The organism is Pantoea folii, from assembly GCF_056678875.1.
Map to the genome: position 1 here is coordinate 166,282 of NZ_JBWXON010000008.1, position 26,389 is coordinate 192,670.

The 26,389-nt window shown below is 55.4% G+C and carries 26 protein-coding genes; 8 read left to right on the forward strand and 18 right to left on the reverse strand.

The annotated features are described in order from the left end of the window. Positions 1-40: 40 nt before the first annotated feature. The 5 genes from AC1MDE_RS11780 to AC1MDE_RS11800 all read left to right on the forward strand — a co-directional run bounded on the left by AC1MDE_RS11780 (position 41) and on the right by AC1MDE_RS11800 (position 5,288). Positions 41-850: an alkaline phosphatase family protein gene (locus AC1MDE_RS11780; RefSeq protein ID WP_058960062.1), complete on the forward strand. Its 810-nt coding sequence runs from the start codon at positions 41-43 to the stop codon at positions 848-850. After that, positions 850-1,698, forward strand: coding sequence for an ABC transporter permease (locus AC1MDE_RS11785; RefSeq protein WP_480344574.1), 849 nt, complete (start codon positions 850-852; stop codon positions 1,696-1,698). The genes AC1MDE_RS11780 and AC1MDE_RS11785 overlap by 1 nt, the downstream gene beginning before the upstream one ends. A 3-nt stretch (positions 1,699-1,701) precedes the next feature. Then, positions 1,702-2,487 (forward strand): ABC transporter permease, encoded by a 786-nt coding sequence (locus AC1MDE_RS11790; protein ID WP_034826980.1) that lies wholly within the window; start codon positions 1,702-1,704, stop codon positions 2,485-2,487. Between the two features lie 2 nt (positions 2,488-2,489). Continuing rightward, entirely contained in the window at positions 2,490-3,482 is a 993-nt protein-coding gene (locus AC1MDE_RS11795; RefSeq protein ID WP_058960059.1) for an ABC transporter ATP-binding protein, read from the forward strand. A gap of 180 nt (positions 3,483-3,662) precedes the next feature. Then, positions 3,663-5,288: a Na/Pi cotransporter family protein gene (locus AC1MDE_RS11800; RefSeq protein WP_479397950.1), complete on the forward strand. Its 1,626-nt coding sequence runs from the start codon at positions 3,663-3,665 to the stop codon at positions 5,286-5,288. A gap of 168 nt (positions 5,289-5,456) precedes the next feature. Here AC1MDE_RS11800 and gntU read toward each other — a convergent pair whose 3' ends face one another. From gntU to AC1MDE_RS11820, 4 genes are all read right to left on the reverse strand, one after another. Beyond that, positions 5,457-6,797, reverse strand: a complete 1,341-nt coding sequence (gene gntU, locus AC1MDE_RS11805; RefSeq protein WP_034826986.1) for a gluconate transporter — start codon at positions 6,795-6,797, stop codon at positions 5,457-5,459. 2 nt (positions 6,798-6,799) lie between these two features. Continuing rightward, positions 6,800-7,336, reverse strand: a complete 537-nt coding sequence (gntK, locus tag AC1MDE_RS11810; protein ID WP_034826988.1) for a gluconokinase — start codon at positions 7,334-7,336, stop codon at positions 6,800-6,802. A gap of 140 nt (positions 7,337-7,476) precedes the next feature. Further along, positions 7,477-8,472, reverse strand: a complete 996-nt coding sequence (gntR, locus tag AC1MDE_RS11815; RefSeq protein ID WP_479397949.1) for a gluconate operon transcriptional repressor GntR — start codon at positions 8,470-8,472, stop codon at positions 7,477-7,479. A gap of 180 nt (positions 8,473-8,652) precedes the next feature. Then, positions 8,653-9,348, reverse strand: coding sequence for a pirin family protein (locus AC1MDE_RS11820; RefSeq protein WP_166933941.1), 696 nt, complete (start codon positions 9,346-9,348; stop codon positions 8,653-8,655). Positions 9,349-9,712: 364 nt separating this feature from the next. Here AC1MDE_RS11820 and AC1MDE_RS11825 point away from each other — a divergent pair, with 364 nt between their 5' ends. After that, positions 9,713-10,204 carry a GNAT family N-acetyltransferase gene (locus tag AC1MDE_RS11825; protein ID WP_058960055.1) on the forward strand — a complete coding sequence of 164 codons (492 nt, stop codon included), beginning with the start codon at positions 9,713-9,715 and terminating at the stop codon, positions 10,202-10,204. A 67-nt stretch (positions 10,205-10,271) separates the two neighbouring features. On the opposite strand, the gene ggt is transcribed toward AC1MDE_RS11825, so the two are convergent. Next, positions 10,272-12,023 carry a gamma-glutamyltransferase gene (gene ggt, locus AC1MDE_RS11830; protein ID WP_479397948.1) on the reverse strand — a complete coding sequence of 584 codons (1,752 nt, stop codon included), beginning with the start codon at positions 12,021-12,023 and terminating at the stop codon, positions 10,272-10,274. Between the two features lie 202 nt (positions 12,024-12,225). On the opposite strand from ggt, the gene AC1MDE_RS11835 reads away from it, so the two are divergent. After that, entirely contained in the window at positions 12,226-12,504 is a 279-nt protein-coding gene (locus AC1MDE_RS11835) for a DUF2756 domain-containing protein (RefSeq protein ID WP_058960053.1), read from the forward strand. Here AC1MDE_RS11835 and ugpQ read toward each other — a convergent pair. The 10 genes from ugpQ to AC1MDE_RS11885 form a co-directional block, all read right to left on the reverse strand. After that, positions 12,501-13,244: a glycerophosphodiester phosphodiesterase gene (ugpQ, locus tag AC1MDE_RS11840; protein WP_058960052.1), complete on the reverse strand. Its 744-nt coding sequence runs from the start codon at positions 13,242-13,244 to the stop codon at positions 12,501-12,503. The genes AC1MDE_RS11835 and ugpQ overlap by 4 nt on opposite strands. After that, positions 13,241-14,314 carry a sn-glycerol-3-phosphate import ATP-binding protein UgpC gene (locus AC1MDE_RS11845; protein ID WP_479397946.1) on the reverse strand — a complete coding sequence of 358 codons (1,074 nt, stop codon included), beginning with the start codon at positions 14,312-14,314 and terminating at the stop codon, positions 13,241-13,243. Before AC1MDE_RS11845 ends, ugpQ begins: the two co-directional genes overlap by 4 nt. Beyond that, positions 14,315-15,160: a sn-glycerol-3-phosphate ABC transporter permease UgpE gene (gene ugpE, locus AC1MDE_RS11850; RefSeq protein WP_034827014.1), complete on the reverse strand. Its 846-nt coding sequence runs from the start codon at positions 15,158-15,160 to the stop codon at positions 14,315-14,317. Further along, positions 15,157-16,044 (reverse strand): sn-glycerol-3-phosphate ABC transporter permease UgpA, encoded by an 888-nt coding sequence (gene ugpA / locus AC1MDE_RS11855; RefSeq protein ID WP_034827026.1) that lies wholly within the window; start codon positions 16,042-16,044, stop codon positions 15,157-15,159. The genes ugpE and ugpA overlap by 4 nt, the downstream gene beginning before the upstream one ends. Before the next feature lie 61 nt (positions 16,045-16,105). Continuing rightward, complete coding sequence (gene ugpB / locus AC1MDE_RS11860) at positions 16,106-17,422, reverse strand: sn-glycerol-3-phosphate ABC transporter substrate-binding protein UgpB (RefSeq protein ID WP_480344575.1); 1,317 nt, start codon at positions 17,420-17,422, stop codon at positions 16,106-16,108. A gap of 328 nt (positions 17,423-17,750) precedes the next feature. Then, complete coding sequence (livF, locus tag AC1MDE_RS11865; protein WP_034827030.1) at positions 17,751-18,464, reverse strand: high-affinity branched-chain amino acid ABC transporter ATP-binding protein LivF; 714 nt, start codon at positions 18,462-18,464, stop codon at positions 17,751-17,753. Between the two features lies 1 nt (position 18,465). Continuing rightward, positions 18,466-19,233: a high-affinity branched-chain amino acid ABC transporter ATP-binding protein LivG gene (livG, locus tag AC1MDE_RS11870; RefSeq protein ID WP_034827032.1), complete on the reverse strand. Its 768-nt coding sequence runs from the start codon at positions 19,231-19,233 to the stop codon at positions 18,466-18,468. Next, positions 19,230-20,501 (reverse strand): high-affinity branched-chain amino acid ABC transporter permease LivM, encoded by a 1,272-nt coding sequence (locus tag AC1MDE_RS11875; RefSeq protein ID WP_058960048.1) that lies wholly within the window; start codon positions 20,499-20,501, stop codon positions 19,230-19,232. Before AC1MDE_RS11875 ends, livG begins: the two co-directional genes overlap by 4 nt. Continuing rightward, on the reverse strand, positions 20,498-21,424 hold the full coding sequence (livH, locus tag AC1MDE_RS11880) for a high-affinity branched-chain amino acid ABC transporter permease LivH (RefSeq protein ID WP_034827036.1): 927 nt from the start codon (positions 21,422-21,424) through the stop codon (positions 20,498-20,500). The genes AC1MDE_RS11875 and livH overlap by 4 nt, the downstream gene beginning before the upstream one ends. 157 nt (positions 21,425-21,581) lie before the next feature. Then, positions 21,582-22,709 carry a branched-chain amino acid ABC transporter substrate-binding protein gene (locus tag AC1MDE_RS11885; RefSeq protein ID WP_058960047.1) on the reverse strand — a complete coding sequence of 376 codons (1,128 nt, stop codon included), beginning with the start codon at positions 22,707-22,709 and terminating at the stop codon, positions 21,582-21,584. A 404-nt stretch (positions 22,710-23,113) separates the two neighbouring features. Between AC1MDE_RS11885 and panM the strand changes: the two genes are divergently transcribed. Continuing rightward, complete coding sequence (panM, locus tag AC1MDE_RS11890) at positions 23,114-23,500, forward strand: aspartate 1-decarboxylase autocleavage activator PanM (protein WP_058960046.1); 387 nt, start codon at positions 23,114-23,116, stop codon at positions 23,498-23,500. A gap of 147 nt (positions 23,501-23,647) precedes the next feature. On the opposite strand, the gene rpoH is transcribed toward panM, so the two are convergent. From rpoH to ftsE, 3 genes are all read right to left on the reverse strand, one after another. Continuing rightward, positions 23,648-24,505: an RNA polymerase sigma factor RpoH gene (gene rpoH, locus AC1MDE_RS11895; RefSeq protein ID WP_058960045.1), complete on the reverse strand. Its 858-nt coding sequence runs from the start codon at positions 24,503-24,505 to the stop codon at positions 23,648-23,650. Between the two features lie 239 nt (positions 24,506-24,744). Further along, on the reverse strand, positions 24,745-25,731 hold the full coding sequence (gene ftsX, locus AC1MDE_RS11900; protein ID WP_058960044.1) for a permease-like cell division protein FtsX: 987 nt from the start codon (positions 25,729-25,731) through the stop codon (positions 24,745-24,747). Continuing rightward, positions 25,721-26,389 carry a cell division ATP-binding protein FtsE gene (ftsE, locus tag AC1MDE_RS11905; RefSeq protein ID WP_034827061.1) on the reverse strand — a complete coding sequence of 223 codons (669 nt, stop codon included), beginning with the start codon at positions 26,387-26,389 and terminating at the stop codon, positions 25,721-25,723. Before ftsE ends, ftsX begins: the two co-directional genes overlap by 11 nt.

Here is a 26,389-nt window from a genome sequence, read left to right on the forward strand (position 1 = left end):
AAGCGCAGTGCCCGCAATTTGAATGATGTAAGGAACGGGAATGAAGACAATCCTGGTGGTACTGGATGGCCTGAGCAATCAGGTGGCACAGCATGCGATGGGCTATCTGTTTGCTGAATGCAAACAGGGCAACGGCCAATACTACACGCTGACCTGCGAACTGCCTTCGCTGTCACGTCCGCTGTATGAATGCATTCTGACTGGGATTCCGCCAGTGCAGAGCGGCATTATTCATAACGGCGTCAATCGATTGAGCAATCAGCGCAGCATCTTCCATTACGCCCGCGCCGCCGGTTTAACCACGGCCGCTGCCGCCTATCACTGGGTGAGTGAGCTGTATAACCAATCCCCGTTCAACAATGCGCGTGATCGCCACACCGTCGCCCCCGATTTGCCGATTCAATACGGCCACTTTTACTGGGACGACAGTTATCCGGATTCCCACTTGTTTGAAGATGCCGAGAGCCTGCGTCTGAACCACGATCCGGACTTTTTACTGATTCACCCCATGAATATCGACGATGCCGGGCACAAGCATAGCCTGTCATCGCCACAATATCGCAACCGCGCACGTATGGCCGATGGCTATCTGTCGCAGTGGATGCCCGGCTGGCTCGCTGCGGGCTATCAGGTGATCGTCACCGCCGACCACGGCATGAACGATGACCGCTCGCACGGCGGCATTTTGCCGGAAGAGACGCAGGTGCCGCTGTTTGTGTTTGGTGCGGGCTTCTCCCGTCAGCCCGATCTCGAACCGCAGCAAACTGAACTGTGTGGCATCGTTTGCACGCTGCTGGGCATTGAGCACGATAAACCGGTGTGCCACGGTTTGCTGGCGGAGCCGCGTTAATGAAGGGCAAAACCCTCGCCACGCTATTGCTGCTGCCGTTCGCCTTCTTTTGGGTTGCCTTCCAGCTCGCGCCGCTGCTGTGGATCGCCATCAACAGCTTCTGGAGCGACATGAACGAGCGTTGGGGTATCGATAACTACATCGATATCCTCACTTCACCGTTTTACCTGCAGGCGTTTCGCCTGTCGCTGGATATCTCCATCTGGTCGAGCATTTACGGCCTGCTGATCTCGTTGATTGCCGGCTATTCGCTGCATCAGCTAGGCAGCGGCCGCTTTCAGCGCTTCCTGATGTCGTTTACCAACATGACCAGCAACTTTGCGGGTGTGCCGCTGGCGTTCGCCTTTGTGATTCTGCTGGGCATGAACGGCTGTCTGACGCTGCTGCTGCGCCACTTCGGCATGCTGGAAGGGTTCAAGCTGTTCTCGCGTGACGGCATGGTGCTGGTTTACACCTGGTTCCAGATCCCGCTCGGTATTCTGCTGCTCTATCCGGCGTTTGATGGCTTACGCAAAGATTGGGAAGAGTCAGCCGCACTGCTCGGTGCCAGCCGCTGGCGTTACTGGTGGCATATTGGCTTACCCATCCTGTTCCCGGCGCTGTTAGGGACTTTTGTCATCCTGCTGGCCAATGCGCTGGGTGCTTACGCCACCATTTATGCGCTGACCACCGGTAACTTTAACGTGGTGCCAGTGCGTATTGCGGCGCTGGTGTCGGGTGATATCTCGCTCGATCCGAATACCGGCGGTGCGCTGGCCATGTTGCTGGTGTTCATTATGGCGCTGATTACCGTGGTGCAGCAGTATCTGGTGCGCCGCAGTTATCTCAACGCGAAATCACAGGAGTAGAACGTGTCTCGCGCGGAAAAAATTTATCATCGCCTGATTATCTGGCTGCTGCTGATCATCCTCGCCGCCCCGCTGCTGGCGACGTTGCTGTATGGCATCTCGACTGACTGGAGCGACACCATTCTGCCGCAGGGCTTTACCCTGAAGTGGTTGATTGAGCTGTGGAGCGATCCGCGTTTCCTGACCGCATTGGGCCACTCCTTGCTGATTTGCTTTGGCGCGCTGCTGTTCTCATTAGTGCTGGTGCTGCCTGCGATGTTTGTAATCGCTTACTATTATCCGAAGCTGGATGCGGTGATGAACGTGCTGATTCTGATGCCGTTTGCCGTGCCGCCGGTGGTGTCATCCGTTGGCCTGCTGCAGCTTTATTCCTCGTCGCCGCTGATGATCACCGGCACGCCGTGGATTCTGGTCGGCTGTTACTTCACCATCGCGCTGCCGTTTATTTACCGTGCCATTGCCAACAATATGCAGGCGATCAACCTGAAAGAGCTGATCGATGCGTCTCATCTGCTGGGTGCCAGCACCTGGCAGGCAGCACTGTTTGTGGTGTTGCCGAATCTGCGCAAAGGCGTGTTTATCGCGGTGCTGCTCTCTTTCTCTTTCCTGATAGGTGAGTTTGTGTTCGCTAACCTGTTAGTCGGTACCCGCTATGAAACCTTGCAGGTGTACCTCTACAATATGCGTAACGGCAGCGGCCACTTCACCAGTGCGCTGGTGATCTCTTATTTTGCTGTCGTCCTGCTGGTCACCTGGCTGGCGAATGCCCTCAATCCTGAACGAGGCTGACCATGAGTTATCTGAACGTCACCCAGCTGAACAAAAGCTACGGCCCCACCAGCATCTTTGAAAATATCGATTTCAGCGCCGATGAAGGTGAGTTTGTTACCCTGCTCGGCCCGAGCGGCTGCGGCAAATCAACGCTGCTGCGCTGCATCGCCGGTTTGACCGATGTCGACAGCGGCAAAATTCTGCTGCAGGGCCAGGATATCGTGCCGCTGCCGCCGCAGAAACGCACCATTGGCATGGTGTTCCAGAGCTACGCGCTGTTCCCCAACATGACGGTGGAGAAGAATGTGGCGTTTGGCCTAAAAATGCAGAAACTGCCAGGCGGCGATATTCAGAAACGGGTAATGGAAGCGCTGGCACTGGTCGAGCTGACCGATTTCGCCCGCCGTTATCCGCACCAGCTTTCTGGCGGACAATGCCAGCGTGTTGCCTTAGCGCGCTCGCTGGTGACGCGCCCTCGTTTGCTGTTGCTGGATGAGCCGCTCTCCGCACTGGACGCGCGCATCCGGCGCCATCTGCGTGAACAGATCCGCAACATTCAGCAGGAGCTAAAGCTCACTACCATTTTCGTTACCCACGATCAGGAAGAGGCGCTGACGCTGTCGGATCGCATCGTACTGATGAACCGTGGCAAGATCGTGCAAAACGGCAACGCTGAAGCCCTCTACACGCAGCCAGCCGACCTGTTTGCCGCCGGGTTTATCGGCAACTACAACCTGCTGAGTGCGGAACAGGCAACGCAGCTCACCGGCCAGACATTTACGGGTCAGGTAGCGATTCGACCTGAGTCAATCCGCTTGAGTGCACCGCAGGATGGCATTCCGGCCACTATCCTCAGTCACAGCCTGCTGGGTAACGTGATTCGTTATCGTGTACTGGCGCATGGGGTTGAATTGTCAGTGGATGTGCTGAACCGCAGCGTGGCGGATTTGCACCCTGCTGGCATGCAAATTGGTCTACAGTTAGAGATGTCGACGTTGCGCCAGGTTGCTTAAATTTAACGAGAAATTGGCAACGCAACGCGGCAGTATTCAGCGTTAATGCAGCCTGTTAATCGTTGTCGCGGCGGCCTTTAGGCTGCCCATTGCCGCACTTCGGTGCGCCCGACACCTCGGTACTCACCCACAGGCTTGCAGTTGGTGCAATGTAAGTCTGAGGATAAGGAACCGCCCGACGTGTTGACCCTGATCAATCTCTTATCTGCTGTGGCCCTGCTGGTGTGGGGCACGCACATTGTGCGCACTGGCATCATGCGCGTGTACGGTGCCGATTTGCGCCGGGTGCTCAGCCGCAGCGTGGAAAAGAAGCCAATGGCGTTTCTCGCCGGGATTGGCGTCACCGCGCTGGTGCAGAGCAGCAATGCCACCACCCTGCTCGTCACCTCGTTTGTCGCACAGAATCTGGTGAGTCTGACGCCTGCGCTGGTGGTGGTGCTCGGTGCCGATGTCGGTACCGCCATCATGGCGCGTATCCTGACCTTCGATCTCTCCTGGCTATCGCCGCTCTTCATCTTCTTTGGTGTGGTGTTCTTCCTCAGCCGTAAGCAGACGCGGGCCGGACAAATGGGTCGAGCTGCCATTGGCCTTGGCTTAATTCTGTTAGCGCTACAGTTGATCGTGGCCGCTGCTAAACCCATTACCCAGGCGGCGGGTTTACAGGTGCTGTTCTCCACGCTAACCGGCGATGTCATGCTGGATGCACTGATTGGCGCGGTATTCGCCATCATCAGTTATTCCAGCCTCGCGGCGGTGCTGATCACCGCTACACTGACGGCAGCGGATGTGATTTCCTTCAAAGTGGCGCTCTGTCTGGTGATTGGTGCCAACCTCGGCAGTGGTTTGCTGGCAATGATTAACGCCAGTGGCTCAAATGCTGCGGGAAAACGCGTGGCGCTGGGCAGCCTGCTGTTCAAGCTCATCGGCAGTCTGGCGATTTTGCCGTTGGTGAATTACATCGCCGATATCCTTGATAAAATGCCAGTGGATGATGAGGAGTTGGTGATCTTCTTCCACGTGTTCTACAACCTGGTTCGCTGCCTGATTATGGTGCCATTCGCCGAACCGATGGCGCGCTTGTGCCGTCGTATGATCTCCGACGAGCCGGAAACCGATGCGCATCTCCGCCCTAAACATCTCGACCGCAGCGCGCTGGATACCCCTGCGCTGGCATTGGCCAATGCGGCGCGCGAAACCTTGCGCATCGGTGATGTCGTTGAACATATGATGGAGTCCTTCAATAAAGTGGTGCATGGCGAACTGCGTGAAGAGCGCGCGGTGCGGCGTCTGGATGATGATGTCGATGTGCTGTATACCGCCATCAAACTCTATCTGGCGCGCATGCCGAAAGAGGATTTGGCCGAGGAGGATTCGCGCCGCTGGGCCGAGGTCATCGAGATGGCACTCAACCTTGAGCAGGCGGGCGATATCATTGAACGCATGTCTGCGGACGTGGCGGTGAAATCGCTGAACGCCCGTCGGGCATTTTCCCCCGAAGGGCTGGAAGAGCTGAACACATTGCAGGAGCAGGTACTCAACAATCTGCGCCTCAGTTTGTCGGTGTTTCTGTCGAAAGATATCCCCAGCGCGCGCCGACTACGCCGCTCCAAACACCGTTTTCGCATCCTGATTCGCCGTTTCTCACACGCTCACGTCGAGCGCCTGCATCAGAAGAATGTGCAGAGCATCGAAACCAGCTCCCTGCATCTAGGGTTACTGGGAGATATGAAGCGTCTGAACTCGCTGTTCTGTGCGGTGGCTTATACGGTGCTGGATCAGCCGGATGATGAGCGGGATGAGGATTAACGAACAGCCTGGAATGACTGCGATGATCAACGGCTGCGGGATGCAGCCACATCGTCATACATGCGCGACCAATCGGCTGTGCTATTCGGTCAGGTCGCCATCAATGGCAACCTGCCGTGCGGATAGGTGAATTTTATAGGGTGCGCATTGCGGCGCACCGAAAAATTCTTACGACAGCAGAGTGAACGCGATCATCCCGACAATGGCACCGGTGGTACCCAGAATGGTTTCCATCAGCGTCCAGGTTTTCAGCGTTTCACCTTCCGTTGCACCGGTGAAGCGGCCAAACAGCCAGAAACCGGCATCGTTGACGTGACTAATAATGATGGAGCCACCCCCGATGCAGATCGACAGCGCCGCCAACTGCGCGCCGCTGTAGTGCAGCGGTTCAATCACTGGCATCACCAGGCCCACGGTCGTCAGACAGGCCACGGTCGCCGATCCCTGAATCACACGGATCGCACCGGAAAGGATGAAGCACGCCAGCGCAATCGGCATCCCGGCGCCAGTGAGCGCGTGACCCAATACCGGGCCGACGCCAGAATCCACCAGCACCTGCTTGAACACACCGCCCGCACCGATCACCAGCAGAATAATGCCTGCCGGTTGCAGCGCACTGCCGCACACCTGCATCACCTTCTCTTTGTCCATTCCCTGGCGATAGGCCAGACCGTAAATCGCTACCAGACACGCCAGCAGGATCGCCGTAAACGGATGGCCGATAAACTCCAGCCACTCGTAGAGACGTGAATCTGGTGTGGTGAAGCGCGCCCCGATGGTTTTCAGGCCCACCAGCAGCAGCGGGAACAGGATCAGTGCCAGGCTGAAGCCAAACGACGGCAGCTTACCCTCTTCCACTTCTGGCTGATGATCTTCCGGCGGCGCACTGAAACTGACATGGCGGGCAATAAAATTGCCAAACAACGGACCCGCAATCAGCATACCGGGAATCGCTGCACACAGGCCCAGCAGGATCATCCAGCCAAAGTCCGCGTGCATCTGGGAAGCCAGCAGCATCGGGGCCGGCCCCGGCAGCAGAAACGCCGCAGAGGCCGCCACACCAGCAAACAGTGGAATGACCAACTTCACTAAGTTGCCATGGGTACGACGCGCCACGGCAAAGGCGATGCTGATCAGCAAGACCACCGCTACTTCAAAGAACAGCGGCAGCGCGCAGATCAGCCCGGCAATCCCCATCGCGTAGTGCGCCCGGTTTTCACCAAAGGCTTTCAGCATGCGGATAGCGATTTGATCGACTGCGCCGGTTTCATGCAGGATTTTGCCGAACATCGCGCCCAATGCCACCACGATGGCGAGAAATCCGAGCGTTCCGCCCATGCCTTTTTGCATGGTGTCAGCAATTTTATCCAGTGGCATGCCAGAGAACAGACCGGCACCAATTGAGACTAACATCAGGGCGACAAAGGCGTGCATACGCGCTTTCATCACCAAAAACAGCAGCAGCAGGACGGAGCCTGCTGCGGTTAACACCAGCGTTGCGGTACTCATTACTAACCCTTGTTGGTTGCTTCCTCAATGGTCGCAACCGTGGCCGCAACGACTTCATCCAGTGAATGATTAATATCAACCACCAGTACATCGGGCTCGTCAGCCCCAGGCTCTTGCAAGGTCTCAAACTGCGTCACCAGCATCTGGGGCTTAAAGAAGTGACCTTTACGTGCTTTCAGACGCGATTCGATGGTTTCGAAATCGCCCTTCAGATAGATGAATTTCAGGTTTTGGTTGCCCTGTCGCAGGATGTCGCGGTAGGACTTTTTCAGCGCAGAGCAGACGATAATCGAAATAGCCTGGGTGCGCTGCATGGCGAAGGCGGCATCATTCAGCGCCTGCAGCCACGGCTGACGATCGTTATCATCCAGCGGATGACCGTCGGCCATTTTCATGATGTTGCTACGCGGATGCAGGAAATCGCCATCCAGAAATGCCGTGCTCAACTGATGAGAAACCTGATTAGCGACGGCAGACTTTCCGCTGCCGGAAACGCCCATCAGGATAAAGACGTGGTGCGATGGAGATGGCGTGGTCATGGTTTTGCGCTCCGGCAGTTTGCCTGCCAATGTTACCGATAACAAATTTGATTATCATTGTCGGAGCCCACTGCGGGACTGGCAACCCTTGTTAGGTGGAAAAGCACGAAAGTGTGAACTGACTCAAATAATCGCCAAAATCAGATGCTGCCACCTTCTGCAATTTCAAACCCGACATCCAGCGGCTCGGTCACGCTGCGGTCGCCGCCGATGCGCGCCAGCAGCATCGCAGCCGATTCGCGTCCCATGCGCTCACGCGGGGTCAGCACCGTGGCCAGGCGCGGCGTCACCACCTGCGTAATATCGTGGCCGTGGAATCCGGCAATCGCCATTTGCTCAGGTACGTTTAACCCCTGACGCTGGCACTCAAACATCGCGCCGACCGCCAGGTCATCGTTGGTACAAAACAGGCTGTCGGTTTCGGGATAGCGTTTCTGCGCCTCACGCAGCAGCTGCGCGCCGGCACTGAAGGAGGAAGCATCTTCCATCATCACACTGTGCGGGGTGAGCCCGGCTTCACGCATCGCCTTTTCGTAGCCCTGCTGTTTTTGCAGAGTACGTTCATCCAGACGCGCGCCAAGGTAAACGGTGTGGCGGTGGCCTTTTTTCAGAATAGCATGCGTCATCTGCCGCGCCGCTTCGACGTTATCGAAGCCCACCGCCATATCGAGGCACGGCGTCACCGAATCCATCATCTCAATCACCGGAATGCCGGCCACTTCCAGCATGCGCAGCGTGCCGGGCGTGTGGGTGCGTTCGGTCAGGATAACGCCATCGATGTTCCAGCCCAGTAACGAACGCAGCTGTAGCTCCTCTTTATCAGCGTTATAGCCAAAGTGCGCCACCAGCGTTTGATAACCGGCCTCATCCGTCACGGTTTCAATACCGCGTAACACATCGGCGAACACCTGGTTGGTGAGCGAGGGCAACAGTACGCCGATAGCGCGACTGGTCGCATTAGAGAGCATATCGGGGGCACGATTGGGGATATAACCGAGTTCATCCAGTGCGACGGCGATCTTATCGCGCAGCGCCGCAGAGACCTGATCGGGGTTTCGCAGGTAGCGACTGACGGTCATTTTTGTGATGCCGACGCGATCGGCAACGTCCTGTAGTACCGGCCTTTTCTTCTTCATCGTATGCGCCTGAGGTCAGAGATACGATGAGTCTATCATTTTTTTGTCAATTTCAGGCTTTGCGGAAAACCATGAATTCCCGCTCTGATTCTGTGCACATCGGTACGCACCCAACGAAAAGTCGGCAAACAATGCAAGGTCGCCATAGAGGGCAACCTTGCACGATTTATTGACAGGCTGTTACACCGGCGGCAGATCAAACAGCAGAATCTCTGCATCGCTGTCAGCGTTGATGGTCAGCGCGCTTTCATCCCAGATCGCCAGCGCATCACTGGTACCGACCTGTTCGCCATTCACGCTCACCAGACCTTTCACCACCTGAATCCACACACGACGACCCGCTTCGACAGTCACCGCGTCGGCTTCGCCCTTAGCAAACACCCAGCGCGACAGGGTCATGTCCTGGAACACTTTCAGCGATCCTTCACGCTCATCCGGGGACAGGACAAACTGGCGACCTTTCACATCCTCGAAGCGGCGCTGCGCATAGCGTGGCTCAATGCCTTTGCGCTCTGGAATGATCCAGATCTGATACAGATGCAGCGGATCTTTATCACTGGCGTTGTACTCTGAATGGCGCACGCCAGTACCGGCGCTCATGATCTGGAACTCACCTGCCGGGATCTGCTCTTTGTTACCCATGCTGTCTTGATGTTCCACGGTGCCAGACAACACATAGGTCAGGATTTCCATGTCTTTATGCGGATGGGTACCAAAACCCTGGCCGCCATCAATCACGTCTTCATTGATAACGCGTAAGGCCGAGAAGCCCATAAAGTTGGCATCGTAATAATCGGCGAAAGAAAAGGTGTGCCAGCTATCGAGCCAACCGTGATTGGCGTGACCGCGTTCTTCTGCTTTGCGTACGTAGATCATGTTCAATTCTCCTCAATGTTTTTTACAGTGTGTGCCTGAGAGAGATTGATTGATAGCTGAAAAACTTCACGCCTCTGTTCAAAAATGCTGAACGTTTTGGCGGTGCTCGGACAAGGGAGATGAAAGAGGCACATTGCAGGCAAAAAAAAAGCCAGCACCCGAGCTGGCTAAGAAACACTGGAAGCAATGTGAGCAATGTCGTGCTTACCCGGTAGTCAGGAGACGTTCCCGGTCCGCATGACAATAATAATCATTATCATTCTCGTCTGTAAACCCCCTTTTGAGAATTATTTTCCATTGACGACTCGCGAGAATTCCTTGATGTTAAAGGGGATTTTATTCACTTTGCACAAGGAGTCGCTTTATGAGTCAGATCGTCATTCGCCACGTAATCCCAGAAGATGCTGCTGCACTAACACGTCTCTACAGCCAACCGGAGACGCAGGCGAATACATTGCAACTGCCACACCAGTCACCCACGCTATGGCAGGAACGCCTTAGCAATCCACGTCCGGGTGTGCATATGCTAGTGGCAATGATTGACGATCAACTGGCTGGGCAAATCACGCTAGAAGTGCAATCTGTCGCACGACGTCGCCATGCCGCTACCTTTGGCATGGGCGTTGATCCCGCCTTTCACCGTCGCGGCGTAGGCTCGGCGCTGATGGCCGCAATGATTGACTTGTGTGACAACTGGCTACAAGTGACACGAATCGAGTTAACCGTGTTCGCTGATAACCATAAAGCGATGGGTCTTTATCAGAAGTTTGGCTTTGAGATCGAAGGGACGGCGAAGCGTTTTGCCATGCGCGACGGCGAGATGATTGATACGCATTACATGGCGCGATTGAAATAACTTGCGCGATGAATCGCGCCGCTACAACTCGTACTGAGGCGGTAGCGGCGCACTTTATTACGCTAAATTAATACCCGGCACTCAAATCATCCACCGAGCGCGGATCCGAAGCACCGTAACGCGTGCCGTCCGGCCCAATCATAATGCTCTGCGTGCTGCCCATCGCGGGCATCACTTTGACATGCTGACCTTTAGCTTCCAGCAAACGCAGCGTATCCGGGCTAAAGCCTTTCTCCACGCGCAACTGATCCGGCAACCACTGATGGTGGAAACGCGGCGCATTGGTGGCTTCCGCCACGTTCATACCAAAATCGATGCTGTTCACCACCATTTGCAGTACGGTGGTGATGATACGGCTGCCACCAGGGCTGCCCGTCACCAGCCAGGTTTTGCCGTCTTTGGCAATGATAGTCGGTGACATCGATGACAATGGACGTTTAGCCGGTTGCACCGCATTCGCCTCGCCGCCCACTAAACCATACACGTTTGGTGTGCCCGGCTTAGCGGAGAAGTCATCCATTTCGTTGTTCATCAGGATACCGCTCTGCCCGGCGACAATGCCGCTACCGAAATAGGTATTCAGCGTGTAGGTCACGGCGACCGCATTACCGTCTTTATCCACCACCGAGAAGTGGGTGGTTTGATTACTTTCGTACGGCTCAAGCTTACCCGGTTTGATTTCGCTGGAAGGACGCGCTTTGTTGACGTCAATCTGCTGCGCCAGGGTTTTGGCGTAGGCTTTGCTGGTCAACGCCTGCTGCGGCACTTTGACGAAATCAGGATCGCCAAGGTATTCCGAGCGGTCGGCATAAGCGTATTTTTCCGCTTCCGCCATCACCTGCATAGCGTCCGCACTGCCAAAGCCCCACTTCGCCAGATCAAAGTTTTCGAGGATATTCAGGATCTGCACGATGTGAATCCCACCTGAAGACGGTGGCGGCATTGAGAACACTTCATAGCCGCGATAGGTGCCGCTGACCGGTTTACGCTCTACCGCACGATAGGCGGCCAGGTCCGGTTTGCCAATCAATCCGCCATGCTGTGCCATTTCTCCAGCGATCTCATCGGCAATTTTGCCTTTGTAGAACGCATCCGGCCCTTGTTGAGCAATCAGTTGCAGGCTGTGCGCGAGGTTTTTCTGCACCAGACGCTCACCTTTTTGATACGGCTTGCCGTCTGCCTTGTAGAAAATCGCCCGGCTGTTGTCGTGATTGATCAACGTCTCTTTGCCGTAGGTCGCCAAATCGTCCGCCAGCGCATCGTTAACGATGATGCCCTCACGCGCCAGTTTAATCGCCGGTGCCAGCAGTTTACTCAGCGGCAGCGTACCGTATTTTTGTGCCGCCAGCGCAAAACCAGCAACAGTGCCCGGTGTGCCCGAGGCTAAATGGGACGTGAGCGACAGTTTAGGGTCAGCATTACCCTGCTTATCGAGGAACATATCGCGTGAGGCACGCGCTGGCGCCATTTCACGAAAATCGATCGCCGTGGTGCGTCCCGAGGCGGTACGCAGCATCATAAAGCCACCACCGCCGAGATTACCGGCTTGTGGATGAGTGACGGCTAATGCGAAGCCCACTGCAACGGCCGCATCCACGGCATTACCGCCCTGCTTCAGAATATCGACGCCCACCTGGGTGGCTATCGCATCCACCGACGCCACCATACCGTGCTGCGCCTTCACCGGATGGAAGGTGTCACTGTCCACGCCGTATGACACCGGTGGCGCGCTGGCGGGCGCAGCAAACGCCCCCTGTACCACGGTAAAACTCATCAATAATGCCCAGCCAACCTGACGCACGCTGCCCTTTAGTCTCATTTGCGATCTTCCTTTGCGATTATTTACATTTGTTATTTTTTGATGCAAGTGTTTGCAAACACGATAAAAAGCGTAGCAGTAAGCCAAATTCGGCGCACTCCTGGTTCAGGACTTTGTGACATCGCATAAACTTATGACAGCAGCCTTGGTTGCCAGATCATCGGTAACCACACACAGCAGGCTGCATTAATGGAGGAAGACCATGAAAAAATGGCTAATTGTGATTGCCGCATTGCTGCCACTGAGCGGCATGGCGAACATGCTCAACAATACGAATGAGCCTTTTAAACCCGGCTATAACCCGAGCCAGCAGCGGATGCAAACGCAGATGCAGGTTCAGCAACAGCAGCAGCAGCAAAAACTGCGTCAGGATCAGCAGCAGCAGAATCAGGAATTACAGCGGAAAATGCAGGAGCGAAGGGATAGCGCCCAGCAGCGCATGATTCAGCAACAGCCGGGCCAGCAGCAAAACCAGAATTAACGGAAGTCGGGACCGATAATGTCGATGCGGTCAGTACAGATGGCATCCACGCCCCAGTTCAGCAGCTCGCGCGCTCGCGCGGGCTGATTCACCGTGTACACCAAAATATGCAATCCGGCGGCTTTCAGCTGCGCGGTGCGTTCGGCATCCAGCAGTTTGTGATTGAGATGGATAGAGACGCAATCCAGCGCGCTCGTCAGCGCCAACCAATCTTCGCGCCACTCATCCAATAGCAATCCGCGTGGCAACTCAGGCACCGCCTGCATTGCCGCTTCCAGTGCTTCATAAGAGAAGGAAGACAACAGTGGCGCGGTCTGCCCCTGCCACAGTTCTCGCGCGGCCAAAGCCACATCGCGTCCGGTTTCCACCTCTTTGCCGGTGGTCGGCTTGATCTCAACGTTCGCCATCATCTGATGCTGGCGGCAGCGATCGGCCACGTCACGCAGCAGCGCCAGCGGCTCGCCTTCATACTCACGGCTGTACCAACTGCCCGCATCCAGCTGCGATAGCTTACTCCATGAGAGATCGCCCGCCACACCCCAGCCGTTGCTGGTGCGATCCAGCGTATCGTCATGCAGCAGGAACACCTGTTTATCATCCGACAGCTTGGCATCAAACTCGATCATGGTATGACCGTACTGCGCACCGACATCTATCGCCGCCAGCGTATTTTCCGGTGCCAGTTTACCGCCGCCGCGATGGGCGACGATCTGTGGGTATGGCCAATTTTCTACACTCATTCCAGACGCTTTCCATGGGTTGAATCGAAGAAGTGTAACGCATCTGGCGGCAGTTGCAGCCATAAGGTGCTGCCCGATTGCGGACGTTCACTGTGCGGCAAACGCACCACCAGACGGATATTTCCGATGCGGCCGTGCGCGAGATTATCCGCACCCAGCATCTCCAGCGTATCGACCACTAATGGAATGCCGCCCGCTGCTTGCGAGCTGAGCACCAGATGCTCAGGACGGATGCCCAACGTAAGGGGACGATTCGCCCACTTCGCTTTGCTCTCGCCCAAAGGCAAGCTATTAAGCGCATCGAGCGTAAAGCGCGTGCCGTCGCTGTTGATCTGGCCTGGCAGCAGGTTCATTGCCGGTGCACCGATAAACGACGCCACAAACTGGCTCGCCGGACGCTCATACACTTCCACCGGCGTGCCGACCTGCTCGACTACACCTTTGTTCATCACCATCACGCGCTGGGCCAACGTCATGGCTTCTACCTGATCGTGCGTCACATACAGACTGGTGGTTTTCAGGCGACGGTGCAGTTGTTGCAGCTCAAGACGCATCTGCACACGCAGGCGCGCATCCAGGTTCGACAATGGCTCATCGAACAGGAACACCGCTGGTTCACGCACGATGGCGCGGCCCATTGCCACACGCTGGCGCTGTCCACCGGAAAGCTCACGCGGACGACGTGACAGCAGGTGATCCAGTTCCAGACTGCGCGCGGCTTCCATTACGCGTTGATCGATCTGCTCTTTACCCATGCCGCGAATTTTCAGGCCGTAAGCCATGTTTTCGCCCACGGTCATATGCGGGTAAAGCGCGTAGTTCTGGAATACCATGGCGATGCCACGATCTTTCGGTTCCATATTGGTGACGCGCTTGTCGTCGATATAGATATCGCCGGAAGTCACACGTTCCAGCCCCGCTACCATGCGCAGCAACGTCGATTTGCCGCAGCCGGAAGGGCCCACCATCACCATAAACTCGCCATCATTGATGGTGATATTCAGTGGCTGAATGATCTGATTTTTGCCGTCATACGATTTGGTGACGGTCTGAAGGGTTACGCCTGCCATTTATTTATCACTCTCCACCAGGCCACGCACAAAGGCACGTTGCATCACGAGTACCACCACCACCGGTGGGATCAGGGTTAATAACATTGCCGCCATCACTTCGTTCCACTGCGTCGGCCCACCGCTGGTGTTGATCATACTTTTCACCCCGGCGACCGCGGTGCTGAGACTGGGATCGTTGATGATCAACAGCGGCCACAGATACTGGTTCCAGCCGTAAATAAAGGTGATCACGAACAGCGCGGCGAGGTTGGTTTTGGACAGTGGCAAAACGATATCCCAGAAGAAACGCATCGGGCTGGCGCCATCAATGCGCGCCGCTTCAATCAGCTCATCGGGCAGCGACATAAAGAACTGGCGGAACAAGAAGGTCGCGGTGGCCGAAGCCATCAGCGGCAAGGTTAAACCGCTGTAGCTATCAAGCATGTGCAGGTTGGAAATCACTTCTACCGTCGGGAAGATACGCACTTCTACCGGCAGCATCAGGGTGATGAAGATCAACCAGAAGAACAGCGAGCGCAACGGGAAACGGAACCACACCAGCGCAAAAGCGGAGAGCATCGACACCGCGATTTTACCCACCGTGATGCCGAGCGCCATGATCAGGCTGTTGAGCATCATCATGCCAAAGGCCGGACCGCTGCCGTTGACGCCCTGGGTCCAGATGCGCGAAATGTTGTCCCACAGATGTGTGCCGGGCACTAAGGTCATCGGCACCTGATACACCGCTTCGTTATCCAGCGTGGCGGCGACTATCGCCACGTACAGCGGGAACAGAATGGTCAGGACACCGAGCACCAGCAGGGTATGGCTGAAGATATCCAGCCCGCGTCGATTCTCAATCATTGGTATTGCACCTTACGCTCGACAAAGCGGAATTGCAGGATCGTCAGGCCAATCACCAGCAGCATCAGCACCACGGATTGCGCGGCAGAGGACGAGAGATCCAGACCGGTAAAGCCTTCGCGATAAATTTTGTAGATCAGCGTGGTAGTGGCCTGCACCGGACCGCCGCCGGTCGCGGCATCGATCACCGGGAAGGTGTCGAAGAAGGCATACACCAGGTTGACGACCAGCAGGAAGAAACTCACCGGGGTGATCAGCGGCAGTGACAGATTGAAGAAACGGCGCACCGGTCCAGCACCGTCAATCGCCGCCGCTTCCACCAGCGATTTGGGGATCGACTGCAGTGCGGCAAAGAAGAACAGGAAGTTGTAGCTCATCTGCTGCCAGATGGATGCCAGCACGATCAGGAACATCGCCTGACCGCTGTTTTGCGCGTAGTTCCAGTTATAGCCAATCTGGTTCAGCAGATGGCTGAACAGGCCGAGGCCAGGGTTGAACAGGAACATCCACAGCACGGCAGCGACCACCGGTGCAACGGCGTAAGGCAGCAGCAATAGCGTTTGGTACAGTTTTTTCAGACGCACCACGTAGTCGACCAACGCCGCCAGCAGCAGCGAGAAGGTCATGCCGCATACCGTAACCAGGGCGCTGAATTCGATGGTGGTCCAGAAAGAGTCGAGGTAATAGCTGTCGCTGAACAGGCGCTTGAAGTTATCCAGCCCGACGAAGGTGCTGGAAATACCAAAGGGATCGATGCTTTGCAGCGAATACCACAGCGCTTCACCGGCCGGCCACAGGAAGAAAATAGCAGTAATGACCAGCTGTGGTGCCACCAGCAAATAGGGCAAAAAACGGGAGCGAAAAACGGGGCGTGATGAGGACATAGCAGACTCGCCAAAAGAGAAATCGGGGCTGACGCCATGCGCCAGCCCCGAGACAACGGAATTACTTCACTTGCTGTTCAAAACGACGCAGCAGTTCGTTTCCGCGCTTCACAGCGTTATCCAGTGCAGCCTGTGGAGCCTGTTTGCCCGTCCACACGCCTTCCAGCTCTTCGTCCACAATGGTACGAATCTGTGGCATGTTGCCCAGACGCATGCCTTTGGTGAACGGCAGTGGATCTTTGTTCAGCATCTGACGCGTGGCGATGTCTGCGCCTGGGTTCTTGTCATAGAAGCCCTGTTGCTTGGTCAGCTCATATGCAGCAGTGGTGATTGGCAGGTAACCGGTCTTCTGGTGCCATTCTGCGGCAATTTCTGGCTGAGCCAGGAACTTCATGAACTCTGCTACGCCCTTGTAGGTGTCGGCATCTTTGCCTTTCATCACCCACAGGCTCGCGCCGCCGATGATGGCGTTCTGCGGTGCGTTAGGCACAGTTGAGTCATAAGGCATCATGCCGACGCCGAAGTTGAACTTAGCGTAATGCTTGATATCCGCCAGAGAGCCGGAAGAAGCCGTGGTGATGCCGCAATCGCCGTTGTAGAACTTCGCGGTGGATTCATCTTTACGACCGAAGTAGGTGAAATCACCCTTCTTGTTCATGTTTTCCAGCATCTGGATATGGCGAACCTGCACCGGCTTGTTGAACTCCAGTACCGCGTCAGTGCCATCGAAGCCGTTGTTTTTGGTAGCCACTGGCAGTGCATGCCAGGCGCTGAAGTTTTCGATTTGAATCCAACCCTGCCAGCCGCTGGCGTAACCACAGGTCATGCCCGCTTTACGCAGTGCGTCGGCGTCTTTTGCCAGTTCCTGCCAGGTTTTAGGCGGCTGGACTGGGTTCAGACCGGCTTTCTTGAAGGCATCTTTGTTGTAGTACAGCACTGGGGTTGAGCTGTTGAACGGCTGAGAGATCAGCTGGCCATTGCTGTCGCTGTAATAACCTGCAACCGCTGGCACGAACTGTTTTGGATCCATCTGCACGCCCGCGTCTTTGAACACGTCATGCACAGGCACGATAGCTTTTGAAGCCATCATGGTCGCCGTACCCACTTCGTAAACCTGCAGAATCGCCGGTGCTTTACCGGTACGCACAGCAGCGATACCCGCTGCCAGGCTCTGCTCGTAGTTACCTTTGTAAGTCGGTACGATTTTGTATTCTGGGTGAGCCTGGTTAAAACGTTGTGCCAGAGAATCGACTTCTTTGCCTAACTCGCCTTCCATTGAGTGCCAGAAAGGAATGTCAGTGGCAGCCAGCGCGTTACCACTGAGCGCCAGACCAAGCAAAACACTCATCAGGCGGGGACGAAGCGTAAAAGCGGACATAAGTTTTTTCCTGTGCTGTTAGGTACGCGCGATATCACGCATTTTTTTGTTCGCGAAGTAACATGACACGGGGAAATGACGGATTAATAACAGGTTTATGACGGGAATGTGACGGAGATTGCGCGTATTAGAAAGTTTAAAGTGGCACAAGTTATCTCAAACTAGAGCCACTGTTTAGACCGCCAGCGTTGCAGTCAGACCGCACCTTTTATCAGACCGTCGGCGGCGCAGCCAGATTGCGGGCGGACAGCGCGCAGCCACCGGAACGTACTCTTAGTACGTGAGGATGGCGAGCACTGCCCAACCGCAAGCTGGCAAGTAAGCCAGGTCAGGCGCCGAGGTAAGCGCTGCGTACCGCTTCGTTGGACAACAGCGCTTCACCACTGTCTTCCAGCACCACATGACCGTTCTCCAGCACGTAGCCGCGATCGGCGAGCTTCAGCGCCTGGTTAGCGTTTTGCTCCACCAGGAAAATGGTCATGCCCTCTTTACGCAACTGTTCAATCGTATCGAAAATCTGCTGAATAATAATCGGCGCTAAACCTAAAGAAGGTTCGTCGAGTAACAGCAAACGCGGCTGACTCATTAGCGCACGACCGATCGCCAGCATCTGCTGTTCACCACCGGACATGGTGCCCGCGCGCTGCACTTTACGTTCAGCCAGACGCGGGAACAGCTGATAAACCCGCTCAATGCGCTCCTGATACTGCTGGCGCGTGGCAAAGAAACCGCCCATCGCCAGGTTCTCTTCCACCGTCATCCGGGAAAACACGCGGCGGCCTTCCGGCACAATCGCAATCGCTTCACGCATGATTTTGGCGGTTTGCCAGTCGGTGATCTCTTTGCCGTCGAAGATAATAGTGCCACTGGTGGCACGCGGTTCACCACACAGGGTGCCAAGCAACGTGGTTTTACCTGCGCCGTTAGCCCCAATCAGGGTGACAATTTCACCCTGACTGATGTGCAGGTTGATGTTGTGCAGTGCCTGAATCGGGCCGTAATGGGCACTCACCCCTTGCAACGTTAAAATTGGGTTTGCCATATTACGCCTCACCTAAATAAGCACGGATCACATCCGGATTGTTACGCACTTCTTCCGGCGTACCGTTAGCCAGCGGCGTCCCCTGGTTCACCACATAAATGCGGTCAGAAATCCCCATCACCAGCTTCATATCATGTTCGATTAACAGCACCGAGACCTTATGCTCACCGCGCAGTTCGGCAATCAGTTCGTCCAGTTCGTGGGTTTCGCGTGGGTTAAGTCCTGCGGCAGGCTCATCCAGCATCAGGATTTCCGGACGTGTCACCATGCAGCGCGCAATCTCCAGACGACGCTGCTGGCCGTAAGCGAGGTTGCCCGCCTGCCGATTGGCCAGCTCCAGCAGGCCGATGCGATCCAGCCAGGTGGCAGCACGATCCAGCGCTTCACTCTCCCCGCGACGGAACGCCGGGGTTTTGAACAGGCCGGAGAACACGCCACTTTTCAGGTGCTGATGCTGCGCGACCAGCAGGTTTTCAATCACCGTCATCTCACGGAACAGTCGCACGTGCTGGAAAGTACGCACGATGCCCATACGCGCAATCTTCTGGCCTGGCTGGCCCTGCAACTCCTGATCGCGCAGTTTGATGGTACCGCCGGTCGGCTTGTAAAAACCGGTCAGGCAGTTGAACACCGTGGTTTTACCGGCACCGTTCGGCCCGATCAGTGACACGATTTCCTGGGGATGCAGTTCCAGCGCCACATTGTTGACGGCCAACAGCCCGCCAAAGCGCATCATCAAGCCTTCAACGGCTAACAAAGGCTGACTCATGCCTGCTCTCCTTGTTTACTGCTTTTCAACTTCAGGTGTGGACGCTTCATCGGCAACAATCCTTGCGGACGCCAAATCATCATCAGCACCATCAAACCACCCAACACCAGCATGCTGTACTCGTTCAGATCACGCATCAATTCGCGCGACACCACCAGCAGCACGGCCGCGAGGATCACCGCAAACTGCGAACCCATCCCGCCCAGTACCACAATCGCCAGTACAAAGGCTGATTCGACAAAGGTGAAGGATTCCGGGCTAACAAAGCCCTGACGTGCAGCAAACAGCGTGCCGGCAAAACCGGCGAACACGGCGCTGATGGTGAAAGCGGTCAGCTTGATGCGCGTTGGGCTAAGTCCCAATGAACGACAGGCGATCTCATCTTCACGCAGCGCTTCCCACGCACGGCCTAATGGCATACGCAGCAATCGGTTAATCACGAACAAGGTCAGCACCACCAGCAGCAGCGCCACCAGATAGAGGAAGATTACGCGATGATTAGGATCGTACTGCAGGCCCGTTAGCTCATGGAAAGTGGTCCAGCCGCCTTCACTGACGCGACGCCCAAACTCAATGCCAAACAGGCTTGGTTTCGGAATCTGCGCGATACCGTTTGGACCGCCGGTGATCGAGGTGCTGTTGAGCAGCAGAATACGCACGATCTCACCGAAGCCGAGCGTCACAATCGCCAGATAGTCACCGCGCAGGCGCAGTACCGGGAAGCCGAGCATCAGGCCAAACGCACCGGCGACAATCCCCGCCAGCGGCAGGCTTTCCCAGAAACCAAAACCGTAATAGTGATTGAGCAGCGCAAAGGTGTAAGCGCCGATGGCATAGAAACCACCGTAGCCCAGCACCAGCAAACCAGACAGGCCGACCACCACGTTGAGGCCGAGACCGAGCATCACGTAGATCAGCGTTAATGTGGCGATATCGACACTGCCGCGCGACACCAGAAACGGCCACAGCACCGCAGCAACAATCAAAAGCGCCATCACCAGCTTTTGCTTTGGCGTCGAACCATCGAAGCCCGGCAGCACAAAGCCTTTACCGCTGCGTTTGAACTTTCCATGGAACAGCGGGCGCAGCAGCTGGAAGACAAAAACCACCGCACAGCCGATGAAAATCCAGTTCCAGCGCGCCGCGCCAGCGTTAGCCACCACCAGTTTGGTGCCATCAAGATCAAGACGGACGCCCATAAAGAAAGTGGCGAGAATCAGTAACATCACCGTTGAAATCACGGCATTGACCAGACCGAGGCGTTTCATACTTTCTCTACCTCCGGACGGCCCAGAATGCCGGTAGGCATCACCAGCAGCACCACAATCAGCAGCGCGAATGACACCACATCTTTGTATTCGGTCGACAGATACGCCGAGGTCAGCGCTTCAGCGATACCGAGCACCAGACCACCAATCATCGCGCCAGGAATACTGCCGATGCCGCCCAGCACCGCAGCGGTAAACGCCTTCATCCCGGCCATAAAGCCGATGAACGGGTTAATAGAGCCGTAGAACTGGCCGAGCAGCACGCCCGCCACCGCCGCCATCGCCGCACCAATAATGAAGGTCAGTGAAATCACGCGGTCAGTGTTAATCCCCAGCAGACTGGCCATTTTCAGGTCTTCCGCACAGGCGCGGCAGGCGCGGCCCATACGTGAATAACGAATAAACAGCGTCAGGGCCAGCATCGAGAGGAAGGTCACGACCCAAATCACCAGTTGCATGGTGGAGAGCGTGGCAGCAAAGCCGTTGCTCTCGCCCAGCGTCCACTGGCCGGTAATCAGGCTTGGCAACGCCAGATCGCGCGAACCTTGCGTCAGACTGACGTAGTTCTGCAAGAAGATCGACATCCCGATAGCGGAGATCAGCGCGATCAAACGCTTCGAGGATCGCACGGGTTTATACGCCACGCGCTCAATGCTCCAGCCGTAGGCGCTGGAGATGATCACCGCCATCACGAACCCGGCGGCAATCATCAGCCACGTGGTATCGATACCCATCATCATCAGGGCGGCAATCACAATAAAGGAGACATAACTGCCGATCATATACACCTCGCCATGGGCGAAGTTGATCATGCCGATGATGCCGTAAACCATGGTGTAACCAATGGCGATCAGCGCGTAAGTGCTCCCGAGGGTGACCCCGTTGAACATCTGCTGAATGAAATAGAGAAACTGCTCGGACATAGTGAGGACCTGCATGTGGACTAAAAATCCCCTCTCCCTTTTGGCAGAGGGTTAGGGTGAGGGAACAGGCGCGCGGGATCTCATCAAGACGGTACGCGCTGTCCCTCCCCCAGCCCTCTCCGGCAAAAGAGAGGGCCAATCTATTTAAGCTTGGGAATTACTTAACAGCGGTAGAGGAACCGTCTTTGTGCCATTTGAAGACACCAAATTCGAAGCCCTTCAGGTCGCCTTTCTGATCCCAGTTCAGGTTGCCCATCACCGTTGGAACCGCTGCGCCTTCTTTCAGATTCTTAGCAATCGCATCAGGCTCATCGCTCTTACTGCGCTCGATACCGGCCACCAGTGACTGAATCGCGGCATAAGTCGTCCAGACGAACGGACCGGTTGGATCTTTACGGTTAGACGCGGTATTGGCTTTGATGGCTTCAACAATCGCCTTGTTCTCTGGCAACTGGTCATAACGTTTCGGCAAGGTGACGTACAGGCCTTCAGATGCATCACCGGCGATGTTAGACAGTGAGGCGTTGCCTACACCTTCTGGTCCCATGAAGCCAGCAGTCAGACCGGCTGCTTTTGCCTGACGCAGAATCTGGCCCAGCTCTGGGTAGTAGCCACCGTAGTAAACGAAATCGACGTTTTCTTTCTTCAGACGCGCAATCAGCGTAGAGAAATCTTTATCGCCCGCGGTGATACCTTCGAACAGCACCACATTGCCGCCTTTGGCTTTCAGGGTTTTCTGCACCGATTCGGCCAGTCCTTGACCATACTGCTGCTTATCATGCACCACAGCGATACGTTTTGGTTTGATCTCATTGAGAATGTAAGTTGCAGCGGTTGGACCCTGATCGGAATCCAGACCGGTAGTACGCAGCACATCCGCATAGCCACGCGCGGTCAGCTCTGGTGCGGTTGCCGCTGGGGTGATCATCAGAATGCCTTCATCGTTATAGATGTCGGAAGCAGGCTGAGTAGAAGAGGAGCACAGGTGGCCGATCACATACTTGATGCCGTCGTTAACCACTTTGTTGGCCACTGCAACCGCTTGTTTCGGGTCACAGGCGTCGTCATATTCCACGCCAACCAGTTTGTCACCGTTCACGCCACCTTTGGCGTTGATGTCCTTAATGGCTTGCGCTGCACCGGTGAACTGCATATCACCGTATTGTGCAACCGGACCAGTTGCTGCGCCAACGATGGCAATCTTGATATCTTTCGCCAGTGCCGCGTGGCTCAGCGCCAGCGCAACGCAACCCGCCAGTAATGCGCGTCCTTTACTCATTTTCATGCGAACTTCCCCATCTGTTGTGTCGTGTGTCGTTGTGTTTGGTTTATTTTCTGCCAGTCAAAGAGGAAAACTGATTCAAGAATAATGAGTTAGCGCTCTTTTCTGGCATTTATTGGTAATAAGGCTTTATTTTTCAGGTTATTAAACAGGAACTTTCTTCTGTAAATCAACTGACATATTCAGTATTAGTCGCGTGGAACAGCAGAATCATCTGGTTTATCTGGCCGTAATTTAGTCAGGTTACCAGGGCTTTATGCTGGCTTTTTCAGCAATCATTGATGCCTTCCTCCACAATCCTGGCAAAGTGGCTGGCATTTGACCTATTTTCATCGCAAAAAAGTGACAGCACGCTGACTGTCTAAATTCGCTACACTATGGCATTTCTGGCAGTACAGGTAAGGGTAATGAAGCTCACTATTCAGCGAATCACCGCACTCACGCCGCAGGACCGGTTGGATTTAGCTAAAGTCTGGTCGCAGATCGATATTTCGCAACTTGAGGCTGCATTAAGCGAGACGCAGCGGTTGTATGCGGCAAGGTTTAACGATCGTCTGTTGGGCGGGTTGCAGCTGGAGATTTGTGGCACGCAGGGGAAGATTTCACACCTCACCGTGCGCGAAGTGACGCGCCGCCGTGGAGTCGGGCAATATTTGCTGGAAGAGACTATCGCGCAGAATCGCGCGCTGGCAGATTGGTGGGTAGCCGATGACGGCGACGACGATCAGAGTGTTCGCGCGGCCTTTATGCAGGCCTGTGGTTTTCGCGCGCAGGCCGATGGCTGGGTGCGCTAATTATTGCGGACACGTAACGGCGCGATTTATCGCGCTGGTCTTAAGAATCTGGGTTGGTAACAGATGCGCAATACTTTGCGCGGCTATGGACTTCGGGCAAATAAAAAGGGCGACTATAAAGTCGCCCCGTTTTTCACCTGATGGTTATCAGGCTTCAATCGCCATACGCAGTTTCTTCATGGCGTTCTTTTCCAGCTGACGCACACGCTCTGCAGAGACGCCATATTTGTCGGCCAACTCCTGCAGCGTGGTTTTGTTCTCATCATCCAGCCAACGGGCGCGGATGATGTGCTGGCTGCGCTCATCAAGGCTCAGCATGGCATCGCTCAGCTTATCAGCAGCGTGCGCATCCCAGTTATCCTCTTCAATGCCATCGGCAAAGTCTGAGGTTTTATCCTGCAGATAGAGTACCGGTGCCATCGGCTTACCTTCGCCAGCTTCGTCATCCGAAGACATGTCGAAAGTCATATCCTGCGCGGCCATACGAGATTCCATCTCGAGGACATCTTTGCTGCTCACGCCCAACTCGCGCGCAACCATCTCCACTTCATCCTGATTGAACCAACCAAGACGCTGTTTGCTTTTACGCAGATTAAAGAACAGCTTGCGCTGGGCTTTCGTGGTCGCGACTTTCACGATACGCCAGTTACGCAGCACGTATTCGTGAATCTCTGCTTTGATCCAGTGCACGGCAAATGACACAAGACGCACGCCAACTTCAGGGTTGAAGCGACGCACCGCCTTCATCAGGCCGATGTTACCTTCCTGAATCAGGTCCGCCTGTGGCAGGCCGTAACCGGAGTAGTTACGAGCAATATGAACAACAAAGCGCAGGTGAGACAGGATCAGCGTCTTCGCTGCATTCAGATCGCCCTGGTAATGCAGTTTCTCCGCTAATGCCTTCTCCTCTTCTGCCGTTAATACCGGCCAGTTGTTGGCAGCCCGGACGTAAGATTCCAGGTTACCCAGAGGCGCAATCGCTAAAGTTTGCATTTCTTTGGTCATTCAAACCCTCACAAATTCAATGGACTTGCTGCGCGGTGTTTTGCGCAGACGTTACATTATGTCAACGTCGCGAAAAAACCAAAAGCAATCTGTGCTACTTGGACGACAAAGTTATCCACAAGTTCAATATTAGCAGTGAATATTTTACACACAGATGACGGCGGGGAAAATAGGAAGATTCCTCTGCTCCCAGATCGTCGGCAGCAGAGGAAGAGTATATCAAAAAACGTTGCTGTTGGTTACTGCGGCGTAAATCGGCGTAAATGTTGTACAGTGGCTAACCATGCGGCAACCCAGCCAATAATGGCGGCGATGAGCAGCAGTAGCAGCCCTTCGTCCCAGGAAAAACCTTCAAGAACAAAGGTGGTGCCAAACACCGTCGCCACCTGCGCTACGACTGATTGCAGACGCAGTACCAGCACTTCGGACAGCAGCAGTGAAAGCACTGCACCACTGAAACCTAACAGCGCGCCGCCATACAGGAACGGACGCAAGATAAAGCCGTCGGTGGCACCAATCAGCTTTTGCACGTTAATGGTATCGCGACGGGCAAAGATGCTCAGGCGCACGCTGTTACCAATCACCAGGAACACCGCCACCACCATTAGCAGACCAATCATCGAAGCGATTTGCCCTACCAGCCCGGTCAACGCCGCTAAACGGGCAAACCAGCTGTCATCCATGCGCACTTCATCCACACCCTGCACTTTTGACACGCGGTCGCGCAGGTTAGCCATAGTGTCTGAATTCTGGAAATTCAGTTTCGGCGTGATGATGGCCACGGCAGGCAGCGGGTTTTGCTCCAGCATGTCCATTGAACCGCCGAAACCAGACCAGTTGCGGAACTCATTCAGCGCTTCTTCACGGGTCAGATAGTTAACGTTATCCACACCATCTAACTTTTTCAGCTCAGCAGCGACATTCTCAGCCGCCGTATCATCCAGCGCTTTATCCAGATACACCGTCAACTGCGGTGCCGGATACCACTGCGTCGCCGCCTGGCTGACGTTTTTCCACACCATATAGCAGACGCTCGGCAGCGTCAGCGAGATGGCAATCACCATCACGGTCAGCAGCGTGGCCAGCGGCTGACGCCACATATCCGAGAGCGTACCGCGCAGCGCATAGCGCCACTGCTCCTGCCAGCCGCCTTTCAGCGCCTTACTTTTTGAAGGCGCCTTCGCCGCCTTCGGCGCCGCTGGGCGCTTATTGCGTTTATTGACCATCATGGCCTCCGTGCAGGCGTCCCTGATTCAGCGTCATCAAGCGGTAATTGCGGCGGGCAATCAGCCCGGTGTCGTGCGTCGCCATTAAGACGGTCACACCAACACGATTGAACTCTTCAAACAGGCGCAGAATGTCTTCTGACAGGGCATCATCCAGATTACCGGTGGGTTCGTCCGCCAGCAGCACCGCAGGTTTGTTCACCACCGCGCGGGCAATACCCACACGTTGCTGTTCACCACCAGAAAGCTGGATCGGATAACTCTTCGCTTTGTCGAGCAAGCCGACTTTATCCAGCGCTGCCGATACACGGCGACGAATATCTTCACCACTGGCGCCGGAAATGATCAGTGGAATCGCCACGTTGTCATAGACCGAACGATCCATCAGCAAGTGGTGATCCTGGAAAATCATCCCGATCTGACGTCGCAGGAAAGGCACTTCGCTGCGACGCAGACGTGAAATATCGTGGCCGCTAAACCAGATTTGCCCGGCGCTCGGGCGCTCAATGCCACAAATCAGCTTCAGCAAGGTACTTTTCCCTGCGCCGGAGTGGCCGGTCAGGAATGCCATTTCGCCGGGGCGAAGATGGAAATCCACTCCCTGCAGCGCCTGACGTCCTCCCAGGTATGCTTTACTGACCTCTTCAAAGCGAATCAT

Bases quoted from the DNA above. Each gene is read 5' to 3' on its own strand.
- AC1MDE_RS11825 (WP_058960055.1), top strand. From the start codon at position 9,713: ATGAGTCAGATCGTCATTCGCCACGTAATCCCAGAAGATGCTGCTGCA.
- livG (WP_034827032.1), bottom strand. From the start codon at position 19,233: ATGAGTCAGCCTTTGTTAGCCGTTGAAGGCTTGATGATGCGCTTTGGC.
- ugpB (WP_480344575.1), bottom strand. From the start codon at position 17,422: ATGTCCGCTTTTACGCTTCGTCCCCGCCTGATGAGTGTTTTGCTTGGT.
- gntU (WP_034826986.1), bottom strand. From the start codon at position 6,797: ATGAGTACCGCAACGCTGGTGTTAACCGCAGCAGGCTCCGTCCTGCTG.
- AC1MDE_RS11845 (WP_479397946.1), bottom strand. From the start codon at position 14,314: ATGGCAGGCGTAACCCTTCAGACCGTCACCAAATCGTATGACGGCAAA.
- livF (WP_034827030.1), bottom strand. From the start codon at position 18,464: ATGGCAAACCCAATTTTAACGTTGCAAGGGGTGAGTGCCCATTACGGC.
- AC1MDE_RS11785 (WP_480344574.1), top strand. From the start codon at position 850: ATGAAGGGCAAAACCCTCGCCACGCTATTGCTGCTGCCGTTCGCCTTC.
- rpoH (WP_058960045.1), bottom strand. From the start codon at position 24,505: ATGACCAAAGAAATGCAAACTTTAGCGATTGCGCCTCTGGGTAACCTG.
- panM (WP_058960046.1), top strand. From the start codon at position 23,114: ATGAAGCTCACTATTCAGCGAATCACCGCACTCACGCCGCAGGACCGG.
- AC1MDE_RS11780 (WP_058960062.1), top strand. From the start codon at position 41: ATGAAGACAATCCTGGTGGTACTGGATGGCCTGAGCAATCAGGTGGCA.
- ugpA (WP_034827026.1), bottom strand. From the start codon at position 16,044: ATGTCCTCATCACGCCCCGTTTTTCGCTCCCGTTTTTTGCCCTATTTG.
- AC1MDE_RS11820 (WP_166933941.1), bottom strand. From the start codon at position 9,348: ATGATCTACGTACGCAAAGCAGAAGAACGCGGTCACGCCAATCACGGT.
- ggt (WP_479397948.1), bottom strand. From the start codon at position 12,023: ATGAGACTAAAGGGCAGCGTGCGTCAGGTTGGCTGGGCATTATTGATG.
- ftsE (WP_034827061.1), bottom strand. From the start codon at position 26,389: ATGATTCGCTTTGAAGAGGTCAGTAAAGCATACCTGGGAGGACGTCAG.
- AC1MDE_RS11885 (WP_058960047.1), bottom strand. From the start codon at position 22,709: ATGAAAATGAGTAAAGGACGCGCATTACTGGCGGGTTGCGTTGCGCTG.
- AC1MDE_RS11795 (WP_058960059.1), top strand. From the start codon at position 2,490: ATGAGTTATCTGAACGTCACCCAGCTGAACAAAAGCTACGGCCCCACC.
- AC1MDE_RS11835 (WP_058960053.1), top strand. From the start codon at position 12,226: ATGAAAAAATGGCTAATTGTGATTGCCGCATTGCTGCCACTGAGCGGC.
- AC1MDE_RS11875 (WP_058960048.1), bottom strand. From the start codon at position 20,501: ATGAAACGCCTCGGTCTGGTCAATGCCGTGATTTCAACGGTGATGTTA.
- ftsX (WP_058960044.1), bottom strand. From the start codon at position 25,731: ATGGTCAATAAACGCAATAAGCGCCCAGCGGCGCCGAAGGCGGCGAAG.
- ugpQ (WP_058960052.1), bottom strand. From the start codon at position 13,244: ATGAGTGTAGAAAATTGGCCATACCCACAGATCGTCGCCCATCGCGGC.
- gntK (WP_034826988.1), bottom strand. From the start codon at position 7,336: ATGACCACGCCATCTCCATCGCACCACGTCTTTATCCTGATGGGCGTT.
- livH (WP_034827036.1), bottom strand. From the start codon at position 21,424: ATGTCCGAGCAGTTTCTCTATTTCATTCAGCAGATGTTCAACGGGGTC.
- gntR (WP_479397949.1), bottom strand. From the start codon at position 8,472: ATGAAGAAGAAAAGGCCGGTACTACAGGACGTTGCCGATCGCGTCGGC.
- ugpE (WP_034827014.1), bottom strand. From the start codon at position 15,160: ATGATTGAGAATCGACGCGGGCTGGATATCTTCAGCCATACCCTGCTG.